Genomic DNA, 20,261 nt, shown 5'->3' on the forward strand with positions numbered 1-20,261 from the left:
GGAGGGTCAGTTGAGCATCTGGTGGAGTGCGGGGAAGACGATCAGGACGGTCATCAGCAGGGTGAGGGCGGCTCCGGGTGCGACCATCCGCTCGCTGTCGGCGTTGGCGCGGGCGAGGTCCTCGGCGAGCAGCTCGCCGCGCAGGCCCTTGGCGCGCGCCCGCAGGGTGTCGTACACGGCGGCGCCGTCGGTGCCGGACAGCCGCATGATGTCCGCCACGTCCTGCAGCGGGCTGAGCCCCAACTCCTCGGCGAGCGCGTCGAGTCCGGCCCAGGGCGGGAGCCGGTCGGTGGCGGCGCGGTCGAGGGCGTCGCGGATGCGCCGGAACACGGTGCCTCGCCCGACCGCGGCGGCGCGGCGCAGCGCCTCTGCGGGCCCGCAGTCGGCGGCCCGCTCCAGGGCGACGAGTTCGAGGTAGGCGGCGATGCCGTGCAGGTACTCGGTGCGCGCCTCCTTGGCCTCGCCGCGCACGATGGCGTCGGGGACGAACCAGAGCAGGCCGGCCAGCAGCGGCCCGGCCAGCAGCGGCAGGGCGAAGGGCAGGCCGATGCCCATCAGCACGGCCATCGCGCCCAGGTAGGCGGGCAGCAGCAGGCCAATCGCGGCGAACAGCAGCTTGTGCACCATGAACCGGGCCGGGGCGCGGCCGATCAGGGCGAGTTCGCGGTGCGGCAGGGACACTCCGCGCAGGCCGATCGAGCGCTCGCCGATCCGGTCGTACCAGCTCGGCCGCTCGTCCGGGTCCGCGGCCCGCTCGGCGGGGGTGCGGTGCAGCCGGTCCAGGGCCTGGCGCAGGTCGGGCGGCGCGGGCCGCAGTTCGGCGATCAGCAGGGCGACGCCACCGGCGGCGACGGCCCCGGCCAGCACGGACCAGGGGGAGATCACCGGACCTCCCCGAGTTGCTGGAGCGCCTCGTCCTCACGCATCGGGGCGCGGCGCCCGGCCTTGCCGCGCCGGTCGGGCGCCAGCAGCCGGGGCACCGGCGGGTGCGAGGCGAGGGCGCGCATCCAGGCGATGATCGCGACGAACAGGGCGGCGACGACGGCGAGCACGATCTGCCCGAGCAGCGTGCCGTACGGCCGGGTGTACTCGGTGTTGAAGGAGCCGACCGTGACGACCAGCACGATGATGCCGACCAGCCAGCGGATGGTGGTGCGGTGCTTGGCCCGGTCGGCCTCGATGGCGCGGCGCTGACGGACCTCCTCGCGCACCGAGTCGGCCATGTCGGCCAGCGCCCGGGCCAGGCCGGGCCCGCTGTCGCCGGACCGCAGCACGAGCGCGGCGAGCACCTTGTCGGCGGTGGCGTCGGCGACGCTGTCGGCGAAGGCCTGGAGCGCCTCCTCGGGCCGCCAGCGGGCCTGGAGCCGGGCGGCCAGTTCGCCGATCTCCTCCTCCAGGGCGGCGGGGGCGGTGCGGCGGCTGGTGACGATGGCCTGGTTGAGGCCGACGCCGAGCAGCAGCACGTCGGCGATGCGCTGGGTCCACTCGGACAGCGCCTCCAGGCGTTCGATCCGGCGGGTGTCCGGGCGGGTGGTGTCGAACAGCCAGGGAAGGCCGAACACGGCCAGCGGCACCAGCAGGGCGGCCAGCGGGATGCCGGTGAACAGCCAGGCGAGCGGGGCACCGGCGAGCGCGAGCGGCAGCTGGATCCGGCGCAGCCGGGCGACCCGGGCCGAGGCGGCGCCGGGGGCGCCGTACCAGAAGACGTGGGCGCGGCCGGCCAGCGGGCTGCTCCGCTCCGGGGTCTCGTCCCCGTCCGCCGGGTCGCTGCCGCGGGCCCAGGCCACCAGGGCGACCAGGCCGCCCGCGACGGCCAGCCCGCACAGGGCGAACAGCAGCATCATCGCGCGCCACCGCCGATCCGCAGTTGCAGCGGGGTGGCCCAGCCGCCGTAGCGGGAGCCGAGCAGGGCGGCGTCGAAGCCGGCCCGGCGCAGGTCGTCCAGGCACTGCGGCGGGGTGTGCGGGACGGCCCGCGGCTCGCCGAGGTCCACCCGGGGGCCGAACACGGTGTTCAGCGCGGGCCGGCCGCTCTCGCCGAGGCCGGCGACCTCCAGGACGTGGGAGACGAAGCGGTGCCGGCGGCCGCCGACGGCGGTCTCGTCGACCATGGCGACGTGCACGATGAGGTCCAGGGCGTTGGCGGTGAGCCGGTAGGCGAGCGAGTCGGTCATGTGCGAGCCGTACTCCAGGCAGAGTTCGGCGATGCGGTCGACGACCATGTGCGGGCCGCGGGCGTGCAGGGTGCACATCGAGCCGCCCTCACCGTTGGTCATGACCCGCAGCATCGGGACGACCTCGCCGGATCGGACCTCGCCGACGATGATCCGGGACAGCGTCATCCGCAGCGCCGCCGGGATGAGGTCGCCGATCGTCAACTCGCCCGCCAGGCGGCCCTCGACGCGTTCGCCGTTGCCCTCGCGGGCCTCCATCGGGACGACCTGGCGCAGGTGGCCGAGGGTGTGCAGCCAGAGCTCGAACTCCGACTCCAGGGTGCCGATCCGCTCGTCCGGCGGGATCTCGGCGGCCATCGCGCGCAGCAGGCTGGTCTTGCCGACGCCCTGGGTGCCGGTGATCATCACGTTCTTGCGGGCCCGGATCGCGGCGGCCAGGAACGCGGCCAGGGTGCTGTCCAGGGTGCCGAGTTCGACCATCTCCGGCAGGGTCGCCGAGGCCACCCGGTGGCGCCGGATCGCCACGTACGGGCGGGGCGTCACCTCGGTGAGGGCCTGGAGGCGCATGCCGCCCTCCAGGCGCAGCGCGAGGGTCGGGCTGGCGGTGGACAGGCTGCGCTCGCCGCCGCCGTGCTGGCGGGCCAGGTCCTGGAGCAGTTCGACGAGTTCGGCGTCGCTCTCGGCCACCGGCGGTACCTGGCGCAGGGGTTGGTGCACCCGGGAGACCCAGACGTCGTCGCAGCCGTTGATCAGGATGTTCTCGATCTCCGGGTCGTCCAGGTAGGGCTGGAGCCGCCCGGCCCGGAACAGCAGGTCGAAGACGGCCTCGGCGAGCGCGCGGTCCTGCTCCCGGGTGGGCGGGATGCCGTGGGTCTGCGAGTAGGCGTCGGACCAGCGCGCGACCGCCTCCTCGATCAGCGCGCGGCCGCGCTGGCGGCGGGTGGCGCGGTCCGGTTCGGCGCCCGAGGTGGCGGTCAACCGGGTGATCTGCTGGTGCAGTTCGGCCGCGACCTGGCGCTTCAGCTCGCGGGCGACCTGTGGGTCGACGGCCGGCCGGGTGGCGGCGCCGCGCAGGTCGAGCGAGGGCAGCTGGGAGGGCACGGCGGTGGGCGTGGCCGCGCCGCCCGCCTGGACGTACGGCGGCGGCGCGGGCTGCGGGGCGACGGGGCCCGGCCGGTAGGCCTGGGGCGGGGCGGCCGCCGGCGCCGGCGTCTGGGCCTGCGTCTGCGTCTGCGTCTGCGCCTGGGCCTGGGCCTGAGTGGCCCAGGGCAGTGCGGCCGGGTCGGCCGCGGGGTGCTGGTGCAGGGGGCTACCGCGCACGGAGCACCTCCCCGGGGTTGTACGGCTGCGGACCGTTCGGGTGTGTCTGATCGGGTGTCACGGCGGGCTGCTGGAGCGGGTAGCGGCCGTCGTCCTCGGCCTCCGGGCGGGCGTACCCGGGCTGCTGGCCGTACGGGGCCCCGCTCTGCTGGTCGTACGGGGTGAACCCGCCCTGCTGGTCGTACGCGACGTAGCCGGCCTGCGGCCCGTACGGCGGCTGCGACTGCTGCTGGACGTGCTCCGGGAACGGGGCCGGAGCGGCCGGCTGGGGGGCCAGCCCGGCCAGCGGCGCCACCGGGCCGGTGGTGATCACCGGCCCGACCGGCTGCGGCGGGGTGTACGAGGGCTGCTCCTCCTCCACCGGCCGGTACGCCGTCGGCGCGGCCGCCTGCGGGGCGGGCACCGGGGGCTGGGCGTGCACCGCGGTCGGGGGCTGGGCCGGAACCCCGGTCCGGGCCGCGGCGGTGAGCTGGGCCGGGACGGGCGCGGCGGTCGGCGCGAGCCGCTGGCGACGGCGGCGGACCAGCAGCTGCACCTCGTCCGCCGCCGAACGCGCCGTCCGCATCAGCTCCGAGCGGATGAACCGCCGGTCGGTGATGTCACCGCCGTCGGAGAGCACCCGGGCGGTGCGGGTGGCGTGCGGCAGCAGCCCCAGCACCGGCAGGCCGAACTCGCGCGCCACCTCCGGCCCCGAGTACGGCCCCTCCGCGACCAGCAGCAGTCCGAGCGCGTCCACCCCGGTGCCGGCCGTGGCGAGGTCCTCGGCGAGCGCGGACAGCCGGGGCCGGGCCGAGCTCAGGCCGCGCAGTGTGGTGCGGACGGTCACCGCGACCACGTCCGCCCGGCGGGCCAGCACGGCGCTCACGCCGGTGGCGCCGGAGCGGCCGAGGTCCACGATGACGTCGTAGCCCTGCGGTTCGAGGCCGTGCAGCAGGTCGACGAGCGGCTCCCAGGTGTAGGCGAGGCCCGGGGCCTGGGTGGGGTCGGTCAGCCCGGGCAGCAGCAGCCGCTCGGCGGTGCCCTCGGGCGAGAGGTCGATCAGCTGCTCCCAGATGGTCTCGGCGAGCAGTCCGCGGCGGTCCGCGACGGCCAGGTTGCGCAGCCCGTACACCGCGTCGACCCGGCCCTCCAGGGCGCCCGCGAGCACCGCGCCGCCGTCCGGGTCGGCCTCCACCAGCAGGACCCGCCGCCCGGACTCCAGCGGCCAGGCCAGCAGCAGGGCCAGGGCCGCCGTGGTCGCGCCGGGCGCGCCCGGGCCGCCGGCCACCGCGATCACCGCCATCAGGCGCCACCCGCCCCGGTCGGGGGCACGGGGGCCGTGGCAGCGCCGGGGGTGGTCCCGGTCGCCGGGGCGGTCGGCGCGGCGCTGCCGCCGGTGCCCGCACCGGCGGTCCCGGTCGCGCCGCCCGCCGCGGCGGCGCGGGGGGCCAGCAGGACCTGGATCCGGCCACCGGCCACCCACTGCGCCAGCCGGGGGCCGTCCGCCGCGCCGACGGCCACGTCGATCACCTGGCTGCCGTCGGTGTCCACCCGGCCGACCGTGATGACCGTCGCGGGCATCGAGTCGGCCTTGGTGTTGTCCGGGGTGTAGACCACGACGATCTGCAGCCCCGGCTGGAGCCGGCTGGCGGGCAGCTGGCTGCGCTTGGCCGAGACGCCGACCACGATCTGGCCGGGCTGCACCGCCAGGGTCTGCGCGACGTCGCCCCTGGTGAGCATCGCGCCGCGCTTGAGGTCGGTGGCGGCCCGCATGCCGACCGCCTTGTCCCGTTCGGTGGCGGACAGCGGCCGCAGCGCCGGATCGCCGGCGATCCGGGCCACCACCAGGTCGTCGTCGGTGATCACCTGCCCCCACGGGATGTCCCGGGCCAGCGCCAGCACGGCGACCCGCTGGCCGGTGCTGTCGTAGAGCACCGCGCCGCCCAGGCCGCCGGCGGCGATCAGCGCGACGGCCATCGCCAGCACCGCCGGGCGCCGCCGCCGGGCCCGCAGCGTCCGGCCGGGGACGTGCGGGGCGGCGCGCCCCTTGCCCTTGCCCGCGCCGCTGCCCGGGGCCGCGCCCGGCCCCTGCCCCTGGTCCGGGACCGCCACGGACACCGCGGCCCCTGCGGGTGTGCCGGATCCCGGCGTCGCGAATGTACGGTTCTCCACCGGGTTCCGCCCTTCCCTCGTGCTCGTTCCGGATCGTCAGTACTGGGTTCTCGCTGCTCGGGTCATCGCTGCTCGGGCCGTCGCTGCTCGGGCCGTCGCCGGCCAGGCCGCAGGTGCCGGGCTTCGGCGCCCGGGCTGCGGTGCCGTGGTCGCGTGCGGCCGGGCCTCCGGCGCCCCGCGGCCGGGCCGCGGGGCATCGGACGTCCGCCGCCTGGTCAGTTGAGGACCTGCACCTCGGCGACCTTGAGCGTGAAGTTCGAGGACTGCGGCATCTTGACGTCGAAGGTCTTCGCGTTCGGCCCCGTGACCACGACCTCGCCCACCCAGTTCGCCGTCACCGTGCCGTCGAAGACACCGCTCTTCCTGGTGCCCGAGCCCACGGCGAACTCGTAGCCGCAGTCCGGGGACTTGGCGGCGCCGTACTTGGCGTCGTACGGCGTCCCGGCCTTGTCGCAGGTCACGGAGACGCCGCTGTCGAAGACCCAGGTCACACTCCTCAGCACCGGCGTGACGGTGACCGAGGCGCCCGGCACGGACAGCGTCTTGGGCGCGGGCGCCGCCACACCGTCCAGCCAGAGCCAGACCGGCGCCTTCACCACCGCCGTGCCCTTGGGCGCGACACCCGCCGTCGGCTTCGGGAAGCGCATCTCGTGGGCCAAGCCGAAGCCGACGTCCACCAGGTTCAGCGCCGGCGGCCCGGCCGGCGAGGTGGCCTCGAACACGATCTCGGCGCCGTCCTGCCCGCCGCCCGTCTGCGGGCAGACCTTCGAGTAGAGCGCGCCCTCGGACGGCTTGTGGCCCTGCCACTCCGAGGCGCCCTCGGGGGGCGGGTTGTCCAGCGGGCGGAAGTAGCACCCGAAGCCGCTGTTGAACCAGCCGCGCTCCGGGTCGTGGCAGGGCCACTGCTGGTCGTGGTAGCTGCACAGCAGCGGCCCGTCGCTCGTACCGCCCCCGCCGCCACCGCCGGGCTGCGACGGTCCGGGTTTCGGTTTGGTGCCACCGGTGTTGACCCCGGAGCAGATCACGTCCGGGTAACACTGCTCGGCACCTCCGCCCGGCGGTTCGTCCGCCGCCGCCGACACCGCCGAGGCCAACAGCAACCCGGCGGACAACGGCGCGAGGATCGCGAATCGCCGGGCCGGTTTACGCGTGTTCAGCATGCCCGGTCCACCTCCCGCTTGAAGTCGTAGATCAGCCAACGTGCTTGGAACCAGCGCAGGGACGCGGTCGCGACGTAGCGGTTCAGTCGGTCGCCCGGATCCTTCGCCACCTGGGTGACGGCGTCGACGCGGTGCCATCCCGATACGTCGACGCAGTCCTCGATCACGGCGGTCTGCGGATCGGCTTTCAGGTCGATGGCCTTGACCACCGCCGAATTGCGCGGCGTCCCGGTCATCACCAGTTTGGCGTCGCGAAGTTGGCGGAGGCTGACCAGGGTGTCGGTGAGGGCCCGACCGGAGGAGTACGTCTCCAGAGCGAATCCGTCCGAATCCGACCGCCCGAATGCCTCGGTCTGGGCCTGCCACCAGTCCTGATACGTCTTCAGGGCCAGTCGCCCCATGGCACCTTCCGGCCCGTCCGTCGGCGCGATCGAGGTGTTTACCGAACCACCCGAAGGAGGTACCGGATCCACTCCCGCGACACTGGGCGCAGCCGTTCCGAGCCGATCGACGGAACCACCGGAACCGCCGCTCGCACAGGCGCCGAGGAGCAACACCAGAACCACCCCACCGACCCCAACCGCCCCAGGGCGCAACACATTTCCGCGCTGCCGCATCGCCCCACCTCGTCGCGACCGACCAATTCGTGATCCGTGGCCGCCGGAAGAATTCCGTCGTCCCGCAGGTGTTTCCGCTGGGGATCGATTCTTCGCCAACCCACCCCATCACGGCAACACCTCAGGCCACCTGACCTTACGCGGAAGGCGGTTCCGTCGGGGCACTTTCCCGCCACAGAACGGCCAACAGTTCTTCGGAAAGCGACAATCCGGCCAATGCGCCCCGAACCGCGGCCCGATTGCGCATCAACAGGCGCCCGCCCTGCGGCGGAACGAGCAGGCGCGCGCCCGGCGCACCCGAACTACCCGGCGCCTCGCCCCCGTCGAGCAGCGCGGCGACGGACGGCTGGAGGTCCAGCGGCGCGACGGCGGCCGGAGCACCCGGGACACCCTGCCGCAGCACGGTGGTCAGGGCGTGGCTGAACGAACCCTCACCACCCGGCAGTACGGCGTCCCGGCCGCGTCTGCCCGGGGTGTACCGGCCGACCCGGCCCCACAGCGGGACGCGCGGGTAGGCCAGTAGTTCGCCCGCGCCGTCCTCGCCGCCGCCGCGCTCCAGCGCCGCCCAGGTGTCCCGGTCGGCCACCGCGTCGACCAGCAGCAGGGCCTCCTCGTGGTCGCCGTGCACCATCGCGCTGACCACCCAGTCCCAGGCCAGGCCGCGCCGGTAGGCGTTGTCGGCGGTGCTGCCGCCGGTCACCAGGGCGAGCCGGCGCCCGCGCGGATCGACCGCCAACTGGCCGACCAGGCAGACCACCAGCCACCGGCCCGGGTGCTGGGCGGCCTCCCGGACGGCGGTGAGCATCGCGTTGGCGTCCGCGTCCGGCGCCACCTCGGTGACCCGGCAGCCGGCCGCACCGACGTCGAAGCACATCCCGGGCAGCACCCGCGCGAGCAGCCGGGCGCCGTCCGGCGCCAGCGCCGAGCCCCCGAAGCCCCGATCGGGCCCGCCGTTCGCCCCGATCACCACCAGGTCGACCCCGCCCACCATCCGCACGCCCCCTCCCATGCCGGCCCCGGCGCACCCGGGGCCGCCCGCCGCGCCCGCCGCTGCCGTGGTGAGCAGGGGCGCGTACCGTACCGCCGCCGGGCAGGCTACCGCTCCGGGCGGCCGCCGACGGGGCTCCCGGCCCGTCCGCTCAGGGACCATGGGCCCTATCGGCACGCGCGCCGACCGGAGGACGATCGGACGCATGGAGCGTGAGGACCGTGTGGAGACCCTGAGCGAGGCCGAGTGCCTGCGGCTGCTCAGCACCGTGCCCGTCGGGCGCGTGGTGTACACCGAGCACGCACTGCCGGCCGTGCTACCGGTCTCCTTCGAGGTCCTGGACGGGCGGTTGGTGCTCGCCGTGCGCCGGGGAAGTGCCACCGCGCGCGGGCTTGACGGCACGGTGGTGGCCTTCCAGGCGGACCTGCTGGACCCGGTCACCCGGACGGGCTGGAGCGTGCTGGTCCACGGCCGGGCGGACGTGGTGCGCGAGCCCGAGCAGGTGCGGCGGGTGCTGCGGTCCGGCCTGCGGCCGTGGGTGGGGGACCCGGAACCGCTGTTCGTCGCGCTGGTGCCGGAACTGGTCAGCGGCCGGCGGCTGTTCCCGACCGGGCAGGACGCGCTGGGGCGCGGGGCGCTGCGGTCCTGAAACACCCGCGGGCCGCCGCGCCCCCGGGTTCCCCCGCCCCCGGGTTCCCGGTTCCGTACCGCTGACAGATACCGGCGGGTACGCATACGCTTCCGGCGTCCTGACCCCTCCCCCAGGAGCGCACCGTGACGAGCTTCGCCTCCCTCGCCGATCTGACCGCCGCCGTCGGCACCGAACTGGGCACCAGCGAGTGGCACACCATCGGACAGCGGCAGATCGACCTGTTCGCCGAGGCGACCGGCGACCACCAGTGGATCCACGTGGACCCGGAGCGGGCCAAGGAGAGCCAGTTCGGTTCGACCATCGCGCACGGCTACCTGACCCAGTCGATGATCCCGGTGCTGGCGAAGGAGTGCTACGGCGTCGAGGGCGTGCGCATGGCGCTGAACTACGGCTCGGAGAAGGTGCGCTTCCCGGCGCCGGTGCCGGTGGGCACCGCGATCCGGGCCACCGCCGAACTGCTCTCGGCCACCGAGGTGCCGGGCGGGGTCCAGGCGCTGGTGCGGTTCACCATCACCAGCGCGGAGAGCGCCAAGCCGCACTGCGTCGCGGAGACGATCACCCGCTTCTACGCGTAGCGGTCCTGGACGGTTCTCCGCGTAGCGGCACCGGGCGGTGGCCCCGGGCGCGCGGCCGGGCGGTGGGCGCGGAGGCCGGGGCGGGGTACGCCGATTGGCCCGCGCGGGGCCGCTCACCAGGTCCGGACGGCCCATGACGAGTAATCTCCGACGAGATGGTTGTCGTATCGCAGCGGCCTCACCAGTCTCCCGGATACGCGCCCCGGCATGCCCGGTAGCCGTGACCGTCCTTGGAGGAGCCTTGCCCCGCCCCGCCCCCTGGTTCTCCCGCCTCGCCGGTCTGTCCTCGCAGTTCACCACCCCTCCGACCAGCAGCCCGACCACCAGCCCGGCCCTCGGCCCGACGGCGAACCGCACCGGGTCGGACCTGGCCCGACTGCCCCGCGCGGCCTGGCACCGGGTCCGGGCCGAGGCCTTCGGAGCCGAGCCCCGGGGCGAACGGCTGGCCCGGATCCACCGCTCCCCGCAGTTCGCCGACGGCGCCTTCCGCAACCCGCTGCCCACCCGCCGCCTGGTCTACGAGCGCAGCCCGCTGGAGATCACCCGCGCCCAGCTGACCGGGGACAAGACCCGCCGGGCACCGACCGCCGCCGTACCCGTACACCGGCTGCTCCCGGTCGACCTCGCCCTGCCGCCGGACTCCGGACTGCGGCTCACCTGGCTCGGCCACGCCACCGTGCTCGCCGAGATCGGCGGGCGGCGGGTCCTGATCGACCCGGTGTGGGGCGAGCGCTGCTCGCCGTTCGCCTGGACGGGGCCCAAACGGCTGCACCCGATGCCGCTTCCGCTGTCCGAACTCGGGCCGGTGGACGTGGTGGTGATCTCCCACGACCACTACGACCACCTCGACATGGCCACCATCCGCGCGCTGATCGGGACGGACGCGGTGTTCGCCGTCCCGCTCGGCGTCGGCGCGCACCTGGAGCGCTGGGGAGTACCGGCCCGGCGGATCGCCGAACTCGACTGGTGGGAGTCGGTCGAGGTCGCCGGGCTCACCCTCACCGCCACCCCGGCCCGGCACTACTGCAGCCGCGGCCCGCGTACCAGCGCGCTGTTCCTCTGGGCGTCCTGGGTGGTGGCCGGCGGCGGGCACCGGATCTTCCACAGCGGGGACACCGGCTACTTCCCGGGCTTCGCCGAGATCGGCCGCCGGCTCGGGCCGTTCGACGCGACGCTGATGCAGGTCGGCGCGTACAGCGACTTCTGGCCCGAGGTGCACATGACTCCCGAGGAGGGCGTCCGGGCCCACCTGGACCTCGGCGGCGATCTGCTGCTGCCGATCCACTGGTGCACCTTCAACCTGGCGACGCACCCCTGGGAGGAGCCCGCCGAACGGGTGGTCACGGCTGCCCAGGCGCTCGGCGCCCGACTGGCGGTGCCCCGGCCCGGCAAGCCCTTCGAACCGGTCGACCCGCCCGCGCTGCGGCTGTGGTGGCGCGCGGTCGCGGCCACGCCTCGCGGCATCGAGCCGCTGGTCCGGGACCGCAGCGCGGTGCCGGTCCGGGAGCGGGCGACGGATCCCAGCGAGCAGATTTCACGATCTGTTCGCTGACATCTGTCATCTGTTCGCTGTCACCTGCCCGCCGTCACTTGTCCGCCCCCGGCCGCCGGCGGCGGATCAGCGCCCAGGCCCGCTGCTGCACCAGCAGGGTCAGCACCCCGGCCAGCACGATCCCCAGCAGGTTCAGCAGCAACTGCACGCTGGAGCCCCAGAACTGGCGGAATTCCCCGTACCCGAGCGCGACGGTGGCGTTGGCGGCGGCGGGCACCGTGGTCACCGAGATCGCCACTCCGACCAGCATCCCGGCCTTCGAGGAGGTCAGCGAGAGCACGCCCGCGATGCCCGCCAGGAAGGCGACCACGAAGGACGTCGCGTCGGGCTGCCAGATGAACGAGGTGTTCGGCCGCGCGGCGGCGAACTTGGCCTCACTGAACAGCCCGAGCCCGTCCATCAGCAGAGAGAACCCGACGGTCAGCGCCATCGCCACCGCGAAGCCGGTGACCAGCGCGTTCAACGACCGCAGCGCCGGGCGCAGCCGCCGCTGGACCAGCGCCACGCACAGCCCGGCCAGCGGCCCGAACTCCGGCCCGACCGCCATCGCCCCGACGACCAGGACCGCGCTGTCCAGCACCGCGCCGCACGCGGCCAGCATCGTCGCCACGGTGAGGAAGGCCAGGAACACCCAGGTGAGGGTGGACTCCTCGTGCGTGATCTCGGAGACCGACTCCCAGACCAGCGCGTCCGCCCCCTCCCCCGGGGCCAGCCGCTCGGCCTCGTCGGCGGCCGCCGAGAGGGTCAGCTCGATGCCGGAGACGTCGATCGCCCCGCGCTCGGGCAGACCGGTCTCGCGCAGCACCCCCAGGACCTCGTCCGCCGACTCGCGGGCGACGTCGCAGAGCACCACGTCCCCGGCAGGCCGTACGGCCGCGCCCGGCAGCACCACGACGTGCGTCACCCCGACCACGGCGTCCAGGCTGCTGAGCACGGGCTCCCGCAGGTCGGGCGGGACGATCAGGCGCAGGTGCAACACGAGCACTCCGGTGGGACGGGGCGGGCGAAAGTCCCGCCCACCCTAGGCCGTGACCCGACGCCGCCCGCGACCCGCCGTCACCCGGTGGTGCACCTCGCCCCGCCGACGGCTGCGGCGTCACCCCGCCAGGACGTCCCGCAGCGCGCGGGCCTCCTTGACCAGGCGGCTCGATCCGCCCCGCTCCGCCGTCGCCGTCACCTCGGCCACCGGCCCCCGGGCGCGGGTGCGCCGGGCGCAGTCCGCCGCGAGGGCGAGCAGGTCGCCGAGGCCCCGGGCGGGCGTGCCCTCGCCGCCCAGCAGGGCCGGCAGCGCGGGCCCGAGCACCGACCAGACCGTGCCGTAGGCGCCCGTCCCGGCAGCGAGGGTGAGCGCCGCCGCGAGCCGGTTGAGCTTCACCGCGCCGCAGTCGACCAGCGCGCCGAGTTCGCGGCCGAGCTGCGCGCCGTCCAGGTCGCCGCGGGCGGCGAGCACCAGCAGGGCGTCGACGGCCGCCGTCCGGTCCTCGGCGTGCCGGGCGCCCAGGCCGTAGGCCAGCGCCAGGTGCAGGGCGAGCCCGGCCGGGCCGCCGGCCTCGGCGAGAGCGGGTAGCAGCCGGCCCGCGTCGCGCTCGTCCCGGTCGGCGCCGGCGGCGAAGTGGTCGAGCCACCGGGCCGCCAGTTCCTCCCGGTGCCAGGGGAGCATCGCGGCCCAGTGCGCCGTGGGCCGCCACGTCCAGTCGCCCACCTTGCGGGCCCGGGCCACGCTCGGCTCGGTGCCCTCCAGCAGCGCCCGGAACTCGGGGGCGAGCCGCTCGCCGTCCGGGCCCTTCGGGCCGGCCCCGATGCCGGGTTGGGCGACGGCCACCCGCCGGACGTCCTCCCACCAGCGGTCCGCGTACTGGTGGCCGCGCTTCGAGCCCCGGCCGGGGGCGAACAGCACCCGCTCGGACGGCTGGTCGGGCAGGCCGCCGGTGCGCAGCCACTGGGCGGCCCACCGCCCGGACGGCGAGGTGAGCGCCTCGGCGGCGCGCAGCACCCCGGCGTCGGCGCGGGGGCCGACCCGCAGCAGGGCCGCGCACAGGTCGGCCCGGCCGGGGGTGACGCCCGCCGCCTGGTACCCGGCGAGGCGTTCGACCAGCGTGCCGGGGTCGAGCGCCCCGGTGGTGTCGGTCGGGATGGCCAGCAGGTAGGGCGGCCGGTCGGCGGTCACCTGCCAGGCTGCCTCCTCCAGCCGGGCGGCGAGGGCGGTGCCCTGCGCGGTGTTGTTCCGGCCGCGCAGCGGGGAGCGGCCCTTGCCGCCGAGGAAGTCCCAGATCCGGTGCGGCGGCGTCTCGCCGGCCACCGCGGCCGCGACGTGGAGGACGTCCCGGGGCGAGCAGTCGCGCCAGCGGTCGACGCCGTGCCACGGGTGGACCCGCCGGACCGGCTCCAGCGCCTCGGCGAGCGCCGCCCGGTCCTGGTGGGCCTGGCGGACCAGGCCGTCCAGCACGCGCTCGAAGACCGCCGGCTCCGGCTCGTCGGCGGCGAGCAGGGCGGACAGCTCCTGCGCGAGTTCGGCCGCCGAGGCGATCGGCGGGCCGATCGGGAGGGGCTGGGGGGCGGGCGGGAGGAGTTCGTTCCACCCGGTGTCCGGGTCGTCGTCGCCGTCGCCACCGACCGGTGCGCCGAACAGTTCGCCGGCGCGCCGGTGGTGGGCGGGGTTCAGCGCCTCGGCGGCGAGCCGCAGTTCGGGCAGGACGGCCTCCCCGGCCGCGCGCAGGTGGCGGGCCACCACGTTCAGCGCCCGCTCCTGGACGGCCTGGTCCGGGTGCCCGAACGCCTCGGCGGCTGCGAGCACCACCGGCCCGGACCGCCCGGGTGCGCGCCGGGCCGCCCGCTCCAGCCAGCCGAGTTGGGCGCGGACGAGCTTCTTCTCGGCCCGGAACAGCACCACCGCGGAGGACTCGACCAGTACCTCGGGTTCGATCAGCCCGGCCTCGTCCAGCCCGGCGAGCACGTCCTGGGCGTGCCCGGCGACCACCGACAGCCCGTCCAAGAGCGGCAGCACGTCCCGTACCCGGGCCGCGTACTCCTGCGGCGTCGGGGCGAGGGCCCGCAGCACGTCGAGGAAGAAGCGCTGGTCGGCCGGCTTGCCGCCGCGCAGCAGCCGGGCCAGGCAGCGGTCGATCAGGTCGGCCCGGTCCAGGTCGCCGACGGTGGCGAGTTCGGCGATCGCCTCCGTCCAGGCGTCCCCGGGGCGGGGGCTGAACCGCCAGGACAACGGCCCGCCGACGTCGGCGAGTTCGAACACCTGGGGCAGCAGCACCGGGGTGAACGCGTCGGCCCGCAGCAGTGCGAGCAGGGTGGGCCGCGGGCCGCTGCCCAGGCGCTTGCGGTCCGTCCACTCGCGGACGAAGGGCTCGCTCTGCGGCACCGCGCAGCCGGTGCGGCGCACCACGGCCTCGATCACCGGGTACAGCGACCAACCCCAGCGCGGCGCCGGACGGGCGGCGAGCCGGGTGGCCACCTCGATCTGCCACTCCACCGGCTGCGCCGCGACGAGTCGGGCCAACGCGGGGTGGTTGGCCCACTCCCGCGAGGTGAAGTCGCGGGCGCCGAGCCAGCTGGCGGCGCCGGCCGGGCCGGTGTGGCAGCCGGCACCGGCCAGCATCAGGGCGCCCTTGGTGGCGAGCGCCTCCTTCGACCACTCCTCGCGCAGTTCCTTGCGCAGCGCCTTCAGCGCGGGCAGGCACGTCCGGCGCTGCGCCTGGTCCAACGCGGCGACCAGCGCCGGTATCTGCGGCATTCGCCCGCCCCGGACGGCGGCGAGCAGGTCCTCGACCGCGGTCGCGCCCTGCCCCGCTTCCGGCGTCCGCACCCCTACCGACTGCGGTACCGCTACCGACTCCGGTGCCACCCCGCTCACGCCCGGACCTCCTTCACGACCGTCGAAACCCGCTCCCCGGCCGCCCGCCGGGCCGCCTCCCGCACCATCGCGACCGCCAGCGCGTGCTTGCACGGACCGCGCCCGCCGCGGTACTTGGCCCACCAGAGGCAGGTGCAGCCGAGGCGCCCCGCCTCGTCCGTACGCACCCGCTGGATGTGGTCGTCCACCGTGACGACGGCCGTCGTGCCGCCCGGCTCCAGCCGCACCGCGCCCGCCGCGACCAGGGCCTGGGCAGCGCGCAGCCGCGGGTTGGCGGCCTCGGCCCGCCCCGCGTCGTACGGGAGCTGGCGGTGGAAGTAGGCGGCCTCGGCGGTGTCGTAGCCGATCTGCCCGGCGGTGCCGAGCCGGGTGAGCGCGGCGCGGACCCGCTCGTGGCTGAGCCCGGACTGCTCGGCGAGGTCGGTGACCTCGATCCGCGGCTCCCAGGCGAGCAGCACCGCGACGAGGTCGGCGTCCTGCTCGGCGGTGCCGGTGGCGAGCGCGCCGAGCACCCCGCCCTCGCCGGAGAAGCCCCGGGAGGCGTCGGGCGAGAGGGTCAGGGTGAGCCGCATGCCGGGCAGGACCACCTCCCACGCCGAGGCGGCCGGGCCGGTGGCGGCGACCGGGCCGTACACCCGCAGGGCGAGCGCGTGCCGCAGCACCCGCTGGAGCGCCACCAGCCGGGCGGGCCCGGGCAGGCAGACCGCGCCGGGCACCGGCCGGGTGGTGGGCCGCAGCGTCCGCCCGGCCGGGACGACCCAGGCCGTGCTGGAGCGGCCGCCGCGCGGCAGCGAGCGCAGGAAGCGGACCGCCTCGGCGGCGGGCAGTTCGGCGCGCAGGTCGAAGCCGGCGGCGACGACCTGGGTCTCGGCGAAGCCGCGCAGCCAGCGCTGCGGCAGCGGCACCTTCCGCTCGACCAGCGGCCCGTCGAAGCTGGTGACCTCCAGCGCGTCCGGCCCGACCGCGAGGTGCAGCGGGTCGGTCGGGCCGATCCTGGTCAGGGCCTCCCGCAGCGGGTTGTTGACGTCCACGTTGGTGGTGCCGTGGCCGATCTCGTCGCCGTCGAGGCCGGCCTGGAGCACGTCGAGCCGGGCGTAGACGCCGCAGCAGCCGGAGAACGACTCGAAGCGCAGCCGGTCCCCGTTGGCGGTGACCACCGGGTCGAGCGAGGCGCGCAGCTGCGGCTGGTAGTACCGCGCGGCGGCGACGTCCGCGACCGCGAGCAGCGCGGCGGCGGCCGGCGCCGGGTCGGCCAGGAAGCCGGCGAAGAAGCGCGGGTTGGCCGCCTCCCCGAGCGGGGTGGCGCCGCCGGAGGTGGCCAGGTCGAGGCGCCGGCCGTCGGCGCCGTCGAGGACGGCGGACGGGCGCAGATAGGCGTACGCGTGTGCGGATTGCGTCATGTCGAACACGCTAGGTGAGGGCACTGACAATCCGTCGGGCCGCGACCGTACTGAAACAGGTTCTACCGAATGCCGGAGCCCCCGGGCGTTACCCAGGTCACATCGCGGCGCGGCGGAATTCTGCCACTATGGGCCCGTGACCGACCTGACCGAACAGGAAATCCGGGCCGACCGCCCGGCCGGCTCGTTCGCCGGACTGCTGGAGCTGGAACGACTGGACGAGAACACGTTCCGGGGCCGCTGCCACGCCGGGGCGCCGATGCGCGCCTTCGGCGGACAGGTCGCCGCGCAGGCGCTCACCGCCGCCGGCCGCACCTGCGAGGGCCTGCGCGCGGTGCACTCGCTGCACGGCTACTTCCTGCTGCCCGGCGACCCGTCCCAGCCGATCCGCTACGAGGTCGAACGGGTCCGCGAGGGCGTCTCCTACACCACCCGCCGGGTGACGGCGGTGCAGAACCAGAACGCGATCTTCACCCTCTCCGCCTCCTTCAAGCGCCCCGAGACCGCCACCGACCGCCACCGCACGATGCCGCCGCTGCCCGGGCCGGAGACCCTGCCGGACGCCTTCTCGCTCTGGGACCCGGCCCTGCGCGCGGCGATCACCGGCACCGGCGGCTTCCGCGACCTCGAACTGCGCTTCGTCCCGCCGGACGCGCCGGGCGTGCCGGCGTCCGTGCCGGGGATGCCGCAGCAGTTCGTCTGGCTGCGCATCGCCTCCCCGCTGCCCGAGGGCGACCCGCTCCTGCACGTCTGCGCGCTCACCTACCTCTCCGACCTCACGCTGGCCTCCACCGCCGGGCTGCACGAGCAGCCGAACTTCTTCCAGCGCACCGAGCCGCCCCGGCTGCTGATCGCCTCGCTCGACCACGCGATGTGGTTCCACCGCCCGTTCCGGGCCGACGAGTGGCTGCTGTTCGCCCAGCGCAGCCCGTCCTCCTCGGACGGCCGGGGGCTGTCGCTCGGCGAGTTCTACGACCGGGACGGGCGGCTGGTCGCCTCCGCCGTGCAGGAGTCGCTGATCCGCCGGCTGCGCTGACCCGGCGCGGGACGGGACGGGACGAAGCGGTCATCGCTCCCGGCCCCGGCGACGGTGACCGCACGGCGAACGCAAGGGGGCCGGTCGGCGTCATACTCCTGAGCGGCCCCGGCCCGTATCATGGTGCGGGTGACCAAGGTTGACCTGTCACCACGGCCGGTGGAGGCGATGTCTCCGCGCCAGCTCGAACGCCGCGGGAGCCTGATCGCGGCCGCGCTCGCCCTGGTGAACGAGATCGGCGTCGAACGGCTGCAGATGAAACAGGTCTGCGAGCGGTCCGGAGTCGCCCTGGGGACGGCGTACCGCTACTTCTCCTCCAAGGACCACCTCCTGGCTGCGGCGATCGCCGAGTGGCACCGCCTGCTGCTGGCCGATCTGGTGGCGGAGCTACGCGGCCCGCGCGCCGGGCTGGGGGCCACCGACCGGGCGGTCCGCTTCGTCCGCGGCGGGATGCGGGCCTACCAGCGCCAGCCCGAGCTGGCCCGGCTGCGGGTGGCCGTCGCCGCCTCCACCGATCCGTTCGCCAGCGAGACCTTGCAGGGCATGGCCCGGGCCGACAGCACCGCCCTCCAGGCGGTGACGACCGAGGTGCCGGCCGCCGCCAGCGACCTGGTGCGGCACATCGTCGCCCACGCCTGGCAGGGCGAGCTGACCGCCTGGGTGACCGGCCGCACCACCCTCGGCGACGCCCGGCGGCGGCTGGAGGACGTGGTGCGGCTGGTGCTGAACCCGTACGAGACGCCGTACCCGGCGCCGTACGAGGTCCCGTCCGGCGCCCACCGGCCCTGACCCGTCCGACGCGACAGCCGGCTCAACTCCCCGGTGCCGGACGGCTTCCGCCCGTGGTTGCGGCCCGCCGCGCACGCCCCGGCCCGTGAGCACGCGGCTGAGCACCCGGCCTGACGGGACGTAAGTCCCCACCCTCCGCCTCCCCGGCGCGCCCTCCCGCCCCTCGCGGCACGAACTGGACATAGTGCGACATGCAGCTTTAATCCGCCGATGTCGCCGAAGCCCACGTCCGCCCCGAGGCAGGAGAGTCCACCCGATGAGCAGCCAGCCGCCGCAGCCCGGCCAACCCGCGGAGGCGCCCGACGAACCCGCCGCGACCCTGCCCGCCGACCGGGTGGTGTTCGGGATCAGCGCCGCCCTGGTGCTGGCCGTGGTCGCCTGGGGCGTCTTCGCCGAGGACTCGCTCGGCCGGACCTCCAGCAGCGCGCTCGGCTGGGTCCTGCACAACTTCGGCTGGCTGTTCGTGGTGGCCGCCGACGTCTTCCTCGTCCTCACCGTGCTGCTCGCCTTCAGCCGCTTCGGCCGCATCCGGCTCGGCCGCGACGACGACGAACCCGAGTTCTCCACCCTCGCCTGGGTCGCCATGATGTTCAGCGCCGGCATGGGCATCGGCCTGATGTTCTACGGCGTCGGCGAGCCGCTCCAGCTGTTCGCCACCCCGCAGCCCGGCTCCGGCCTGGAACCGCAGAGCGCGGCCGCCGCCCAGCAGGCCCTGGAGTTCTCGCTGTTCCACTGGACCCTGCACCCGTGGGCGATCTACGCCGTCGGCGGCCTCGCCCTCGCCTACACCACCTTCCGCAAGGGCCGCGGCAACCGCATCTCCGCCGCCTTCGTCCCGCTGATCGGCCAGCGCGGCGCCGACGGCTGGCCCGGGCGCGCGATCGACCTGCTGGCCGTCTTCGCGACCGTCTTCGGCTCCGCCACCAGCCTCGGCCTCGGCGCGCTCCAGGTCGCCGACGGCCTCGGCTACATCACCTCCGTGCGCAACACCCAGAACGCCCAGCTGATCATCATCGGCTCGCTGACCGCCGCCTTCGTGCTCTCCGCCTTCTCCGGCGTCCACAAGGGCGTCAAGTGGCTCTCCACCGCGAACGTCGTCCTGGCCTCGCTGATCATGCTCTTCGTCTTCGTGTTCGGTCCGACGGTGTTCACGCTGGACGCGATCCCCTCCACCGTCGGCGGCTACCTCTCCGACCTGCTCGGCATGTCCACCCAGACCGGGGCCTTCACCGACGAGAGCTGGCTCGGCTCCTGGACGATCTTCTACTGGGCCTGGTGGCTCTCCTGGGCCCCCTTCGTCGGCACCTTCATCGCCCGCATCTCCCGCGGCCGCACCATCCGGCAGTTCCTGCTCGGCGTCCTGCTGGTGCCCAGCGGAGCCACCGTGATCTGGTTCTGCGTGATGGGCGGCACCGCGATCCGACTGGTCTCCACCGGCGCGGCCGACCTGGTCGCGACCATCCCGAAGGGCGCGGAGGCCTCGCTGTTCGAGATGCTGCGCGCGCTGCCGCTCGGCTCCGTCACCAGCGTCGTCGCCGTACTGCTGGTGATGACCTTCTTCATCACCAGCGCCGACTCCGCCTCCCTCGTCCTCGGCTCGCTCTCCAGCCGCGGCTCGCTGCACCCGCGCACCTGGCTCGTGGTCGTCTGGGGCGTGCTGATGGGCGGGGTCGCCGCCGCCCTGCTGCTGGCCGGCGGGCTCACCGCGCTGCAGAACGCGACGATCCTGGTCGCGCTGCCGTTCGTGGTCGTGATGCTGCTGCTCTGCGTGTCCCTGGTGAAGGAGCTCCGCGAGGACCCGGCCGCCGGCCCGTCCCGCCTGCACCCCGTGCACGGCCTGCGCGACGCCGTCCGGGTCGCCGTCGGCGAGGCCCTCGCCGAACGCACACCACGCCGCTGACCAGCGCGTACGCCCCACCCCCGCAGGTGGGGCGTACGCGGCCAACCGACGCCCAACCCCCGCCCGGACTTCACCCGCGCGTACCG

The 20,261-nt window shown here is 75.3% G+C and carries 17 protein-coding genes; 6 read left to right on the forward strand and 11 right to left on the reverse strand.

Translation table 11 applies throughout. The features are described 5' to 3' along the window. Positions 1–6: 6 nt before the first annotated feature. From ACIQVZ_RS33030 to ACIQVZ_RS33065, 8 genes are all read right to left on the reverse strand, one after another. Positions 7–885, reverse strand: a complete 879-nt coding sequence (locus ACIQVZ_RS33030) for a hypothetical protein (protein WP_350875417.1) — start codon at positions 883–885, stop codon at positions 7–9. Continuing rightward, positions 882–1,844 (reverse strand): type II secretion system F family protein, encoded by a 963-nt coding sequence (locus tag ACIQVZ_RS33035; protein ID WP_402455059.1) that lies wholly within the window; start codon positions 1,842–1,844, stop codon positions 882–884. Before ACIQVZ_RS33035 ends, ACIQVZ_RS33030 begins: the two co-directional genes overlap by 4 nt. Further along, the gene (locus ACIQVZ_RS33040; RefSeq protein WP_402455062.1) at positions 1,841–3,493 is read right to left on the reverse strand and encodes a CpaF family protein; all 1,653 of its coding nucleotides are present in this window, start codon (positions 3,491–3,493) and stop codon (positions 1,841–1,843) included. Before ACIQVZ_RS33040 ends, ACIQVZ_RS33035 begins: the two co-directional genes overlap by 4 nt. After that, entirely contained in the window at positions 3,483–4,775 is a 1,293-nt protein-coding gene (locus tag ACIQVZ_RS33045; protein WP_402455064.1) for a hypothetical protein, read from the reverse strand. Before ACIQVZ_RS33045 ends, ACIQVZ_RS33040 begins: the two co-directional genes overlap by 11 nt. Beyond that, entirely contained in the window at positions 4,775–5,590 is an 816-nt protein-coding gene (locus ACIQVZ_RS33050) for an SAF domain-containing protein (RefSeq protein ID WP_402455066.1), read from the reverse strand. Before ACIQVZ_RS33050 ends, ACIQVZ_RS33045 begins: the two co-directional genes overlap by 1 nt. Positions 5,591–5,859: 269 nt before the next feature. Then, on the reverse strand, positions 5,860–6,804 hold the full coding sequence (locus tag ACIQVZ_RS33055; protein WP_402455068.1) for a hypothetical protein: 945 nt from the start codon (positions 6,802–6,804) through the stop codon (positions 5,860–5,862). Beyond that, positions 6,798–7,370 (reverse strand): hypothetical protein, encoded by a 573-nt coding sequence (locus ACIQVZ_RS33060; protein ID WP_402455070.1) that lies wholly within the window; start codon positions 7,368–7,370, stop codon positions 6,798–6,800. The genes ACIQVZ_RS33055 and ACIQVZ_RS33060 overlap by 7 nt, the downstream gene beginning before the upstream one ends. Positions 7,371–7,557: 187 nt before the next feature. Next, entirely contained in the window at positions 7,558–8,418 is an 861-nt protein-coding gene (locus ACIQVZ_RS33065) for a hypothetical protein (RefSeq protein WP_350875403.1), read from the reverse strand. 196 nt (positions 8,419–8,614) lie between these two features. On the opposite strand from ACIQVZ_RS33065, the gene ACIQVZ_RS33070 reads away from it, so the two are divergent. The 3 genes from ACIQVZ_RS33070 to ACIQVZ_RS33080 all read left to right on the forward strand — a co-directional run bounded on the left by ACIQVZ_RS33070 (position 8,615) and on the right by ACIQVZ_RS33080 (position 11,188). Continuing rightward, positions 8,615–9,058 carry a pyridoxamine 5'-phosphate oxidase family protein gene (locus ACIQVZ_RS33070; RefSeq protein WP_063350036.1) on the forward strand — a complete coding sequence of 148 codons (444 nt, stop codon included), beginning with the start codon at positions 8,615–8,617 and terminating at the stop codon, positions 9,056–9,058. A gap of 125 nt (positions 9,059–9,183) precedes the next feature. Then, positions 9,184–9,636: a MaoC family dehydratase gene (locus ACIQVZ_RS33075; RefSeq protein ID WP_350875401.1), complete on the forward strand. Its 453-nt coding sequence runs from the start codon at positions 9,184–9,186 to the stop codon at positions 9,634–9,636. Between the two features lie 367 nt (positions 9,637–10,003). Then, on the forward strand, positions 10,004–11,188 hold the full coding sequence (locus ACIQVZ_RS33080; RefSeq protein WP_402455148.1) for an MBL fold metallo-hydrolase: 1,185 nt from the start codon (positions 10,004–10,006) through the stop codon (positions 11,186–11,188). Between the two features lie 34 nt (positions 11,189–11,222). Here ACIQVZ_RS33080 and ACIQVZ_RS33085 read toward each other — a convergent pair whose 3' ends face one another. The 3 genes from ACIQVZ_RS33085 to ACIQVZ_RS33095 all read right to left on the reverse strand — a co-directional run bounded on the left by ACIQVZ_RS33085 (position 11,223) and on the right by ACIQVZ_RS33095 (position 16,450). Then, entirely contained in the window at positions 11,223–12,167 is a 945-nt protein-coding gene (locus ACIQVZ_RS33085) for a DUF389 domain-containing protein (RefSeq protein ID WP_350875399.1), read from the reverse strand. A gap of 117 nt (positions 12,168–12,284) precedes the next feature. Next, positions 12,285–15,050, reverse strand: coding sequence for a DUF6493 family protein (locus ACIQVZ_RS33090; protein WP_402455075.1), 2,766 nt, complete (start codon positions 15,048–15,050; stop codon positions 12,285–12,287). Beyond that, positions 15,047–16,450, reverse strand: coding sequence for an SWIM zinc finger family protein (locus ACIQVZ_RS33095; RefSeq protein WP_402455078.1), 1,404 nt, complete (start codon positions 16,448–16,450; stop codon positions 15,047–15,049). The genes ACIQVZ_RS33090 and ACIQVZ_RS33095 overlap by 4 nt, the downstream gene beginning before the upstream one ends. Before the next feature lie 136 nt (positions 16,451–16,586). On the opposite strand from ACIQVZ_RS33095, the gene ACIQVZ_RS33100 reads away from it, so the two are divergent. The 3 genes from ACIQVZ_RS33100 to ACIQVZ_RS33110 all read left to right on the forward strand — a co-directional run bounded on the left by ACIQVZ_RS33100 (position 16,587) and on the right by ACIQVZ_RS33110 (position 20,175). Next, on the forward strand, positions 16,587–17,486 hold the full coding sequence (locus ACIQVZ_RS33100; protein WP_350875393.1) for an acyl-CoA thioesterase II: 900 nt from the start codon (positions 16,587–16,589) through the stop codon (positions 17,484–17,486). 129 nt (positions 17,487–17,615) lie between these two features. Further along, the gene (locus ACIQVZ_RS33105) at positions 17,616–18,275 is read left to right on the forward strand and encodes a TetR/AcrR family transcriptional regulator (RefSeq protein WP_350875391.1); all 660 of its coding nucleotides are present in this window, start codon (positions 17,616–17,618) and stop codon (positions 18,273–18,275) included. Positions 18,276–18,531: 256 nt separating this feature from the next. After that, the gene (locus tag ACIQVZ_RS33110) at positions 18,532–20,175 is read left to right on the forward strand and encodes a BCCT family transporter (RefSeq protein ID WP_350875389.1); all 1,644 of its coding nucleotides are present in this window, start codon (positions 18,532–18,534) and stop codon (positions 20,173–20,175) included. Positions 20,176–20,261 lie beyond the last annotated feature (86 nt).

This window comes from Kitasatospora sp. NPDC098663, assembly GCF_044760075.1.
In the GTDB taxonomy this organism is placed as follows: domain Bacteria; phylum Actinomycetota; class Actinomycetes; order Streptomycetales; family Streptomycetaceae; genus Kitasatospora.

Bases quoted from the DNA above. Each gene is read 5' to 3' on its own strand.
- ACIQVZ_RS33070 (WP_063350036.1), top strand. From the start codon at position 8,615: ATGGAGCGTGAGGACCGTGTGGAGACCCTGAGCGAGGCCGAGTGCCTG.
- ACIQVZ_RS33095 (WP_402455078.1), bottom strand. From the start codon at position 16,450: ATGACGCAATCCGCACACGCGTACGCCTATCTGCGCCCGTCCGCCGTC.
- ACIQVZ_RS33110 (WP_350875389.1), top strand. From the start codon at position 18,532: ATGAGCAGCCAGCCGCCGCAGCCCGGCCAACCCGCGGAGGCGCCCGAC.
- ACIQVZ_RS33055 (WP_402455068.1), bottom strand. From the start codon at position 6,804: ATGCTGAACACGCGTAAACCGGCCCGGCGATTCGCGATCCTCGCGCCG.
- ACIQVZ_RS33035 (WP_402455059.1), bottom strand. From the start codon at position 1,844: ATGATGCTGCTGTTCGCCCTGTGCGGGCTGGCCGTCGCGGGCGGCCTG.
- ACIQVZ_RS33045 (WP_402455064.1), bottom strand. From the start codon at position 4,775: ATGGCGGTGATCGCGGTGGCCGGCGGCCCGGGCGCGCCCGGCGCGACC.